Raw genomic sequence first — 11,598 nt, forward strand, 5'->3', positions numbered from 1 at the left:
AAAATTACTCCTCGCTTTTAATATACTATATATTCTAATATATTTTTACATAAATGACAAAAACACTTATATTTTAATTGTTGATTTTATAACATAAATAATATACTATAAATATAGAATATTACTAGGAGGTTGCCAAATGGATATACTTGTAATCAATTGTGGAAGTTCCTCTCTTAAATATCAGTTAATTGATATGGAGGGGGAAAAGGTTTTAGCTAAAGGATTAGTAGAAAGGATTGGGATTGAAGGATCTAGGATAAAGCATGAACCAATAAATGCTGAAAAAGTAGTGATCGAAGAACCAATACAAGATCATAAAAAAGCATTAAAGATGGTTGTCGAAGCAATAGTTAGTAAAGAACATGGTGTAATTGAATCAATGAATCAGATTACTGCAGTGGGACATAGAGTTGTACATGGGGGGGAAGATTTTTCAAAATCCGTAATTATTACTGATAAAGTTATGGAAGCATTGGAAAAAAATATAGAACTAGCTCCTCTACATAATCCACCTAATATAACTGGGATAGAAGCTTGTAAGGCGATCATGCCTGATGTCCCAATGGTAGCAGTATTTGACACTGCATTTCATCAAACCATACCAGAGGAAAATTATATATATGCGATTCCTTATGAATATTATGAGAAATATAAGATTAGAAGATATGGTTTCCATGGGACTTCCCATAAATATGTTGCTTTCAGGACAGCGGAAATTCTTGGTAGAGATTTAAAAGATTTAAATATTGTAACTTGCCACTTAGGAAATGGTGCAAGTATTACAGCAATAAAATCTGGGGTTTCAATTGATACTAGCATGGGATTTACTCCTTTGGAAGGGTTAGCAATGGGAACAAGATCAGGTAACATAGATCCTGCTATCATTCCATTCTTGATGAAAAAAGAAAATATGAGTTGCGATGAAGTAAATGATGTATTAAATAAAGAATCAGGTGTGCTTGGTGTTTCTGGAATAAGTAGCGATTTTAGGGATCTTGAAGATGAAGCTGCTAAAGGGAATAAAAGAGCGCAATTAGCTTTAAATTTATTTGCTAATCGTGTTAAAAAATACATTGCAGCTTATATAGCCGAATTAGGAAGAGTAGATGCCATAGTATTTACAGCAGGTGTTGGAGAAAATTCTCCACTAATTAGAAAAATGGTTTGTGATGGTCTAAATTTTATTGGAGTATCAATTGACAATGAACTTAACGATGTCAAGGGCAAAGAGAGGATAATAAGTAGTGAAGATTCAAAAGTAAAAGTCCTTATAGTGCCAACTAATGAAGAACTAATGATAGCAAGAGAAACGATGGAATTAGTAAAATAATATTTAATTGACTTTTCCTTAAGACAAATATATAATGGTAATGTTAGTCTAGAGGTGATTATATGTTGATTGACATATCTAACATATTGGATAAAGACTATTTTGAAGAAGAATTGAGTTTTGATTTTGATGAAAAGATATTAGATTTAGGTAATCACATAAATATCAAATATCCAATCAAAATCAATATAATAATTTCAAAGTCTTTAAATAATATACTATTTAAATTGAAATGTAAAATAAATTACGAAGCTATCTGTTCCAGATGTTTAGAATTATATGATGGCTCTTTCTCTATTATATCTGGAGGGAATATAGTCTATAAAAAGAATAATGGAGATTTTGAAGAAAATAGTCTTATCATAAAGAATCAATCAGTTAATCTAGACGAGTTTTTATACCAAGAAATTGCAAGTTCAATACCTATGAAATTTCTATGCAGAGAAGATTGTAAAGGACTATGCGAAAAATGTGGTGTAAATTTGAATGATAAAAATTGCGAATGTGACAAGCAATCGTACGATTTGAGATTTGAAAAATTAAAAAATTTGACCTTTGATTAGTGAGGAGGTGTTTGAATGGCTGTACCAAAGAGAAAAACTTCAAAAGCAAGAAGGGATAAGAGAAGAGCTTCTTCTTATAGATTAAATAAGGCTACTTTTTCAGAATGCCCACAATGCCATGAACCTAAACAACCACATAGAGTTTGTAGAAATTGTGGGTATTATGACGGAAGAGAAGTAATGGTGGTTGAATAATTGCTTTAATATAAAAAGACACTCTAGCTTATGTCAATTAGGGTGTCTTTTTATATTAAAGACTATTAGCGATGATACTTTATCAAATATTCACTAATAGCTAAGTATATGTTAAAATAAAAAAATAACTAATAGAAGAGGGATAATATGAAGATAATTATAGATGTTATGGGAGGAGATAATGCACCTCATTCTAATATTAAAGGTGCTATTGATTCTCTTAAAGAGAATAATATTAATATTATTTTAGTAGGTCCTAAAGATATAATTGAAGAAGAGCTAAGTACTCTAGATTATCAAAAAGACAAAGTTGAGATAATAGATGCAAAAGAACGAATTGAAAATGATGATGAACCAACACAAGCCATTAGAAGAAAAAAAGATAGTTCAATGGTAGTGGGATTAAATGCTTTAGCAGATGGTTTAGGAGACGGTTTTATTTCTGCTGGGAACACCGGTGCTTTACTTGCTGGTAGTATATTAATTATAAAAAGGCTTGAAGATATTGATAGAGCAGCAATAACAGTACTTTATCCGACTATTAAAGGAATGTCTTTGCTAATAGATGCAGGTGCAAATATGGATTCAAAACCTGAATATTTAAAACAATTCGCAATTATGGGCTATATATACACCAAAGAAGTTCTTGGCAAAAACAATCCTACTGTAGGGTTGATAAATGTGGGAAGCGAGAAAACTAAAGGAAATATTCTGTGCAAAGAAACTTATAAATTGCTTGAATTAGAAAATATCAATTTTATTGGTAATATTGAAGGAAGAGACTTGCCTTTTGGGGCATCAGATGTTATGGTTTGTGATGGGTTTGTTGGGAATGTTGTATTGAAGGTAACAGAAGGAGTTGCAGAATCCCTTTTTTCAATGTTAAAAAAAGAATTTACTTCCTCTACAAAATCAAAATTAGGTGCTCTAATGTTAAAAAATGAGTTAAATAACTTAAAAAAAATGTTAGATTATCGTGAGTATGGTGGTGCTCCTTTACTTGGAGTCAAAAAACCTATAGTAAAAGCTCATGGGAGCTCTGACGATTATGCCATAAAAAATGCTATATCTCAACTGATTAGTTATATAGATAAAGACGTAATTAAGATAATAGAATCTCGATTACAATAAAAATTATCTAATAATTGATATAGCAAAGATTTGGGGGGAAATATGAAAGAAGAATTTCTATTAAGAATAAAAAACTTACAAAATAATTTAAAATATTATTATAAAGATATTGAATTGTTGATTACAGCGCTAACACATAGTTCTTTTGCTAATGAGCATAATCTTCACCCAAGCAAAAGTAATCAAAGACTGGAGTTTTTAGGCGATACTGTCTTGAATTTAGTTGTTAGTGAATACTTATACAACAAGTACCCTTTTTATCCTGAGGGGGAGTTGTCGAAAATAAGATCACAAGTTGTGTGTGAATCTTCTTTAGCAATTGCTGCAAGAAAAATAAACCTAGGAGATTATCTGTTGTTAGGGAAAGGTGAATTATTAACAGGAGGACGAGAAAGGGAATCTATATTAGCAGATACTTGTGAAGCAATAATTGGTTCTATATTTTTGGATAGTGATTATGAAACGACTTATGATTATCTAATTAAAAATTTTGAAGCTGACATAGTAAAAGAAGTAGCTAAAGGTAATCTATTTAAAGATTACAAAACTGAATTACAAGAAAAATTGCAAAAAATAACTAGAGAAAAAATAGAATATGTAGTAACAAAAGAAGAAGGCCCAGATCATAAGAAAATATTTTATGTTGATTTAAGAATCAATGAAGATATAATAGGCCAAGGAATAGGAAGGAGTAAGAAAGAGGCTGAGCAAATGGCTGCAAAAGAAGCTCTTATACTCTTGGAAGATGATTATGAGTAAAGAAAAAATTATACCTATATTTGTACCAAATTATGGTTGCCCACATATGTGTGTTTTCTGTAATCAGATAAAGATTACAGGCACTAATATTTCTATAACTAAAGATGAAGTGATAGAGACAATCGATAATTATTTAAGATTTTTTAATACAGAAGAAGAATGTATTATTGAAATTGCCTTTTATGGAGGTAGTTTTACTGCCATTGAATTGTCAAAGCAAGTTGAATTATTACAGATTGCAAAGTCATATAAAGATGCTGGGAAAATCAATAAAATAAGGATATCAACTCGACCTGATGCAATTGATGATAATATTCTTAAAGTTTTGAAATCATACTCAGTTGACATTATTGAGCTTGGAGTACAGTCACTTGATAAAGAGGTTCTTTTTTTTAGCGAAAGAGGACATAGTGATTCAGATGTTTATGATGCTGTGAAAATTATTCGAAATTACGATTTCGTACTTGGGCTGCAAATGATGGTTGGATTACCAGGTGATGACTATGACAAATCGCTAAACACATTAATAAAAATCATTGATTTAAAACCAAATTTTATTAGAATTTACCCTACATTAGTCATAAAAAATACTAAACTTGAAAATATGTATATGTCAGGGGAATATAAACCGCTGACAGTAGATCAAACAGTTAAATTATGTAAAGATTTATTAATTGTTGCAACATACTATAAAATACCAGTTATAAGAATAGGCTTACAAACAACAGAAGGCATTCAATTAGGGAAAGATGTTGTTAGTGGTCCTTTTCATGCTGCAATAAGGCAATTAATTGAAAGCGAGATATTTTATGACATTATATATGAAGCATTATCAAATATAGAAATAAGTTTTAAAGGAGAAACATTAGAAATATATTGCAATGCAAATATAATGAGTAACATAGCAGGCCATAAATCTTGTAATAGGATTAAATTATATAATGAATTTAATTTTAAGATAATAAAATTTATTAAAACAGATATGGAGAAAAGTATAATTTTAAAAATTGGCAATATTCAAAAAAGCATCGACATAGTAGAATGTATTGAAAATATGGCAGTTAGCATCCTTGATCGTGCTTTTATAAGAGGTGTTTAATTTGTATTTAAAAAAAATAGAAATTCAAGGGTTTAAATCTTTTGCAGAACGTACGAGTATAAATTTTGACCAAAAGATAACTGCAATTGTTGGTCCTAATGGTAGTGGAAAAAGCAATATTGCAGATGCATTAAGATGGGTACTAGGAGAACAAAGTATTCGAAACCTTAGGGGTAATAAAATGGAGGATGTTATCTTTTCTGGAACAGAAAAAAAGAAACCACTAGGTTTTGCAGAAGTTACAATCATTTTTGATAATACTGATAATTTTATTCCACTAGAATACAGTGAAATAAGTATTTCAAGGCGTATGTATCGTTCGGGGGAGAGTGAGTTCTTTATAAACAAAAGTCCTTGTAGGTTGAAAGACATTAAAGAACTATTTGCTGATACAGGAATTGGTAAAGAAGGATATTCTATTATTGGACAAGGGAAAATAGAAGATATAATCTCCTCTCACCCAGAAAATAGGAGGCTTATCTTCGAAGAGGCAGCAGGAATAGTAAAATATAAATTAAACAAACAAGATGCTATTAGAAAATTGGATAAGACAAATGCGAATATAATGAGAATTTCTGATTTGCTTAATGAAGTAGATAATCAAAAATCTACTTTGAAAAAAGAAGCCGAAAAAGCTATGGCTTATCAGTCGCTTTTCAATAGAATTAAGAATATAGATTTAGCTTTAACAAAAAACAATTACAACGAGCTTATAAAATATATAGATGAAAAAAAGCAAGAATTAAAAAAATTCATTGAGGAAAAAAATGCAATTGAGAATATAATTAAATCTATGACTTGTGAACAACAAAAGTGGCAAAATAAGATAAGTGATATAGAAAGATTGATTGAAGATAAGAGAAATATTAAGCTTGAAACAATGCAAAATTATGAAAAAAGCAAGAATACTGAAGCAATGACATTAGAAAAAATATTTTACAATAATAATGAAATAGAAAGACTCAATAACGAGCTAATAAAAACTAAAAAAAGCATAGCATTAAATAGGAAAGAGATTCAAATAGTATCAAATCAAATGGAAGATTTGCAGAAAGACTGTGACAATGCCTTGAAAGAACTTCAAACTCTAGAAGAATCAAGAATTAAATTAAAAAAGAGACTTGAAGAAAATACAAAATCACTTAAATTGTCAGATGAAAATATGTTAAAATTACATACACTTTATTCTGAAGCTAAAAGTGAGATTTCTAGTGTTGAGACTTTTATTACTAACATTGTGCAAAGAATTGGGAAAATAGAACTTTCAATATCAGAATACAATAAGTCAAATAATAATTTAGATATTGAAATAACAAAGATGAATGGAAGAATTGATCTATTAGATGATGAACTAAATAGATTAAGTACAATTATTAATGAACTTGAGCATGAAAAAAATCAGATTGATTCTGAACTATCAAACATTGAGGTAGAAATTAATAAATTAGAACAAGATAGGATAAAAACTTTCACAACTTTAAAACTCTACTTAGATTTAGAATCAAATTTAGAAGGATATTATACTAGTACAAAAGAGATATTGAAATTAATTAATCGTGATGAAAAATATAATAATACTTTTATTGGAATTATAAAAGATCTGTTCAAAGTAGAAAAAAAATATGCTAAAGCGATTGAGATAGCATTAGGTTCATCAATACAAAATATAGTTGTTAGAAATGAAGAGAGTGCTAAGCGGTTTATTGATTTTTTAAAGACTGAAAAAAAAGGAAGAGCTACTTTTTTACCAATTAATGGTGTAAATAGAAGTTTCTTGAATATAGACAATTATGATAAATCATTTTTTGGAATCATAGGTTTAGCTAATGAAATTATCAAGTATGATAGTCATTTGGATAATGTGTTTTCTTATTTACTCGGCAAAACAGTTATAATTGACAATTTAGATAATGCGTTTAAATTCAGCAAAGAAACTAACCGAAAATATAGATTAGTAACTTTAGATGGTGACGTTATTTCACCAGGTGGCAGCATAACTGGAGGAAATAAATCTAGTGAAAGTAACGGTATTCTCATTAGAAAGGTATTAATAGAAGAACTAGATAGTAAACTTTCTAAAATTGATGATGATTTAAACAAATTAAAAAATAAAAAAAAGACTATATTGAATAATGAACAAGCAAAAGCTATGAAAATAAAAGAAATAAAGAATCAATTTGATACGTATATGACTGAGTTGAATTCTCTTAAGAACATGATCGAGCAAAGAAAGTCTCAAGAAGTTTTTAATAGCAAAGAAGTTAATATTAAAAATGCAGAAAAAAACGATTTACTAAACGAATTAGAACGTTTGAACAAAAAATTAATTGAATTAAAGAATAAAAGTAGTGAATTATCGGTAGCAATTGATAATGAAAAGAACAACAATACTCATTATAAATCTTTAGATTTAGAGATTAACAAGGATTTAACAGATATAGATATGCAGATTTCTGATTGTAAATTTAGAATAAAGATAGATAGCAAATCTATAGAAGATATGAGTTTAAGGAAGATCAAGTTAGAAGAGGAAATTGATGATTTAAATGCAAAAACTTCTCAAGATGAGAATTTAATTACTGATTTGAAATTTAAAAATGAAGAATTGAAAAATAAATTGGAGAAAACAAGAGAAAACATAAAAGAATTAGAGGAACAAAAAGAGAAAGAAAATAATATATTAGAACAAATATTAACAAGAAAAGAAAACACTAATAAAGAATACTACAAATTGCAGGATTTATTAAATAGTGAAAACAATAAACTATATAAACTCGAAAAAGAAGCTAATACAATTGAGGTTGAACTAGTAAAAGCAGAAATCAACTTAAAAAACCTAATACAAAGAATAAGTGATGAATATAAAGAAAATATAGCTGAAATTGATATTAGTGGGTTAATAATTGATGATTATAATGCCAATAGTGATGATCTACTATTATTAAAAAATGAATTAAATAAATTAGAAGGAGTTAATCTAGGATCGATTGATGAATATGAAAGAGTAAAGGAAAGGCATGAATTTCTCTCAGCTCAACTTGATGATTTAGTTAGAGCAAAATCTGATGTAGAGAGAGTTATATCAGAAATAAATACAAAAATAAAAAAACAATATTTACGTACTATAAAACAAATAGATGAAAATTTTAACATCATATACAAGGAATTGTTTGGCGGAGGTAGTGCTAATATAATTATCAATGATGAAGAAGATGTTGAAAATAACGATATTCAGATTATGATACAACCTCTAGGGAAAAAAATGCAAAACTTATCACTCCTTTCAGGGGGAGAAAAATCATTAACTGCAATAGCACTTTTATTCGCAATACTAAAAACGAAGCCATCACCATTTTGTGTTTTAGACGAGATAGATGCTGCTTTAGATGAAGCTAACATTTTGAGATTTACTTCATATTTATCAAAATTTAAAGACAATACTCAATTTATATTAATAACGCATAGGAAAACTTCTATGGAGATAGCGGAATCTCTATATGGAATAAGCATGCAAGATGAAGGTATTAGCAAAGTTTTATCTATAAAACTAGATGATTTTAATGAAGATTCTAGTGAAATTATAAGGGAGGCTTAAAACATGGGTTTTTTTAAAAAAACACCTAAAGATGACAATAAAAATATTGAAGAACAAGATATTCATATAATCTCTAAAATAGATCAAGAAACATATATGGAATCAGAAGACAATTTGAAAAGAAGAAATTCTATTTTTGAAAAAGTAAAAAATGGACTATCAAAGACTCGTAAAAACATAAGTGGCAAAATTGACGATGTAATTAGATCTCATAGAAAAATTGATGAAGAGCTATTTGATGAGTTGGAAGAGATATTAATCACAGCAGATGTTGGAATAGTTTCGACTATGAAAATAATTGAGAATTTAAAAGAAAAAGCAAAGGATAAAAACATTGCTGATCCTTATGATATAAAAGCCTTGTTGAAAGAAGAAGTTAAAAATATAATGCTCAGCAGTGTTGATAACAATTATATAAAATTAGAGCCTACGCCAAGTCTAATTTTAGTAGTAGGTGTTAATGGTGTTGGTAAAACAACAACGATAGGAAAGCTAGCTCATAATATAAAGATTTCAGGTAAGAGTGTTCTGTTAGCTGCAGGCGACACTTTTCGAGCAGCTGCAATCGATCAACTAATGGAATGGGGAAACAGAGCAAATGTTGAAGTTGTCTCACATCAAGAAGGATCTGATCCTGCCGCTGTTATTTTTGATGCTATTAAGAAAGCTAAAGCAAAAAATATAGACGTATTAATTTGTGATACTGCAGGAAGACTTCATAATAAATCTAATTTAATGAATGAGTTAAATAAAATATTCAGAGTAGTGGAAAAGGAATACCCAGAAGCAACGAAAGAAATATTATTGGTCCTTGATGCTACTACAGGTCAAAATGCTATAAATCAAGCAAAAGTATTCAAAGAGGTAAGCAATATAACAGGTGTTATTTTAACTAAGTTAGATGGTACTGCTAAAGGTGGGATAGCTATAGCACTTCAAGCTGAACTGAATTTACCCATAAAATTAATTGGGGTTGGCGAAGGAATCGAAGACCTACAACCTTTTGATGTAGATATTTTTATTAATTCAATTTTTGAATAACAACTAAATATGCTAAAAATAAATAATTGTACTGTCAAGATAAATACTTGACAGACTAAAAATGTGGTGATAAAATGGATAAGCTGATAAAAATAAGTATATTATTTGATTTTTATGGGAAGCTATTGAGCAAAAAACAATATGATGTTATAGATATGTATTATAATAATGATTTGTCTTTAAGCGAAATTGCAGAGGAAATGAAGATTACTAGGCAGGCAGTTTTCGATATACTTAAAAGAGCTGAAGAAAAACTAATCGAATATGAAGATATTTTAGGATTAGCTAGTAAATTCTACAATACTGAAAAAAGCATAAAAGATATCGAAAAATTAGTTGATCAAATAATATATATAGGTTCTGAAATTAATGAAGGAAGAATAATTGAAATAGCACAAAATATAAACTCTACAATAAGAAAAATCCTTTACTAGTATAGGGAGGTTCAAATATTGATTTTTGAAAGTTTATCTGAAAAATTACAAAACTCATTAGACAAATTAAGAGGAAAAGGGAAGATAACAGAGAAGGACCTTGACCTTGCCTTAAGAGAAGTTCGTTTGGCATTGTTAGAAGCAGATGTAAATTACAAAGTAGTCAAAGATTTCATTTCTGATATAAAAGCAAGAGCTTTAGGATCTGAAGTTCTAGAAAGCTTAAATCCTGGGCAGCAAGTTATAAAAATTGTATATGACGAGTTAACTAATTTAATGGGTGAAAAAGAAGAAAAACTTAACTTTTCATCAAAACCTCCAACTATTATTCTCATGTGCGGTTTGCAAGGTTCTGGGAAGACAACAACATCTGGAAAGCTAGCATTTAATTTAAAGAAGCAAAATAAAAGACCGCTACTAGTTGCTTGTGATGTATATAGACCAGCTGCAATCAAACAATTAGAGGTAGTAGGAGAGAAAGTTGGAGTCCCTGTCTTTTCTATGGGAACAAATGTTAATCCTGTAGATATAGCTAAAGCAGGAATAGAACATGCCACTAAAAATGGAAATGATGTGGTTATAATAGATACAGCTGGTAGATTGCACATTGATACAGATTTAATGGAAGAGATATTTACCATAAAAAATGTGACTAATCCTAATGAAATATTGTTAGTTCTAGATGCAATGACAGGGCAAGATGCAGTTAACGTTGCAGAAACGTTTAATGAAAAGCTAGACATAACAGGTGTTGTTTTAACAAAGATGGATGGAGATGCTAGAGGCGGTGCTGCATTATCACTAAGATCAGTAACACATAAACCTATTAAATTTGTGGGTATGGGAGAAAAACTAGATCAATTAGAGCCTTTCTATCCAGATAGGATGGCATCAAGAATTTTAGGAATGGGCGATGTGCTTGGTTTAATTGAGAAAGCTCAGGCTAGTTTTGATGAAAAAAAAGCATTAGAACTTGAGAAAAAGATGAGGAACGCTTCATTTACGTTGGATGATTTCTTAGACCAACTTGAGCAAATGAAGAATATGGGACCACTTAGTGAGGTTCTTGAAATGATCCCTGGTATTGGATCAAAACAATTAAAGGGTTTAAATGTAGATGAAAAAGAGTTAGTAAAAATAGAAGCGATAATCAAATCTATGACAAAAAAAGAAAGATCTAACCCGGATATAATTGATAGCAGCAGAAGGCAAAGAATTGCTAAAGGTAGTGGCACATCAATTCAAGATGTAAATAAACTTTTGAAGCAATTTAAAGAAACAAAGAAACTCATGAAAAAATTCAACGAGTTTTCCAAAGTACCGAAGAAAAAAGGGAAATTTCAATTCCCCTTTTTCTAAATAGATAATATATTAGATAGTTGCAGAATACAAAATTAAAAATATATAGAGTTATCCACAGCTAAAATTAAAAATTCAATAGATTTTGC

10 protein-coding genes are annotated in these 11,598 nt (G+C 29.3%); all 10 read left to right on the forward strand.

Translation table 11 applies throughout. The features are described 5' to 3' along the window. The first annotated feature begins 139 nt into the window (after positions 1–139). The 10 genes from E4100_RS08160 (at position 140) to ffh (ending at position 11,509) form a co-directional block, all read left to right on the forward strand. Positions 140–1,333 (forward strand): acetate/propionate family kinase, encoded by a 1,194-nt coding sequence (locus tag E4100_RS08160; protein ID WP_135271551.1) that lies wholly within the window; start codon positions 140–142, stop codon positions 1,331–1,333. A 62-nt stretch (positions 1,334–1,395) separates the two neighbouring features. Continuing rightward, positions 1,396–1,896 carry a YceD family protein gene (locus E4100_RS08165; protein ID WP_135271552.1) on the forward strand — a complete coding sequence of 167 codons (501 nt, stop codon included), beginning with the start codon at positions 1,396–1,398 and terminating at the stop codon, positions 1,894–1,896. A gap of 15 nt (positions 1,897–1,911) precedes the next feature. Then, positions 1,912–2,091 carry a 50S ribosomal protein L32 gene (rpmF, locus tag E4100_RS08170; RefSeq protein ID WP_135271553.1) on the forward strand — a complete coding sequence of 60 codons (180 nt, stop codon included), beginning with the start codon at positions 1,912–1,914 and terminating at the stop codon, positions 2,089–2,091. A 147-nt stretch (positions 2,092–2,238) separates the two neighbouring features. Further along, positions 2,239–3,222: a phosphate acyltransferase PlsX gene (gene plsX / locus E4100_RS08175; RefSeq protein WP_135271554.1), complete on the forward strand. Its 984-nt coding sequence runs from the start codon at positions 2,239–2,241 to the stop codon at positions 3,220–3,222. A gap of 42 nt (positions 3,223–3,264) precedes the next feature. Continuing rightward, the gene (gene rnc / locus E4100_RS08180; RefSeq protein ID WP_135271555.1) at positions 3,265–3,981 is read left to right on the forward strand and encodes a ribonuclease III; all 717 of its coding nucleotides are present in this window, start codon (positions 3,265–3,267) and stop codon (positions 3,979–3,981) included. After that, the gene (locus E4100_RS08185) at positions 3,974–5,080 is read left to right on the forward strand and encodes an elongator complex protein 3 (RefSeq protein ID WP_167792106.1); all 1,107 of its coding nucleotides are present in this window, start codon (positions 3,974–3,976) and stop codon (positions 5,078–5,080) included. Before rnc ends, E4100_RS08185 begins: the two co-directional genes overlap by 8 nt. 1 nt (position 5,081) lies before the next feature. Then, positions 5,082–8,675: a chromosome segregation protein SMC gene (gene smc, locus E4100_RS08190; RefSeq protein ID WP_167792107.1), complete on the forward strand. Its 3,594-nt coding sequence runs from the start codon at positions 5,082–5,084 to the stop codon at positions 8,673–8,675. A gap of 3 nt (positions 8,676–8,678) precedes the next feature. Next, positions 8,679–9,716: a signal recognition particle-docking protein FtsY gene (ftsY, locus tag E4100_RS08195; protein ID WP_135271558.1), complete on the forward strand. Its 1,038-nt coding sequence runs from the start codon at positions 8,679–8,681 to the stop codon at positions 9,714–9,716. Between the two features lie 74 nt (positions 9,717–9,790). Then, positions 9,791–10,150: a putative DNA-binding protein gene (locus tag E4100_RS08200; RefSeq protein WP_135271559.1), complete on the forward strand. Its 360-nt coding sequence runs from the start codon at positions 9,791–9,793 to the stop codon at positions 10,148–10,150. An 18-nt stretch (positions 10,151–10,168) separates the two neighbouring features. Continuing rightward, positions 10,169–11,509, forward strand: a complete 1,341-nt coding sequence (gene ffh, locus E4100_RS08205) for a signal recognition particle protein (RefSeq protein WP_135271560.1) — start codon at positions 10,169–10,171, stop codon at positions 11,507–11,509. The last annotated feature ends 89 nt before the right edge of the window (positions 11,510–11,598 follow it).

Source organism: Soehngenia longivitae (genome assembly GCF_004684055.1).
GTDB classification, from domain to species: Bacteria; Bacillota; Clostridia; order Tissierellales; family Tissierellaceae; genus Soehngenia; species Soehngenia longivitae.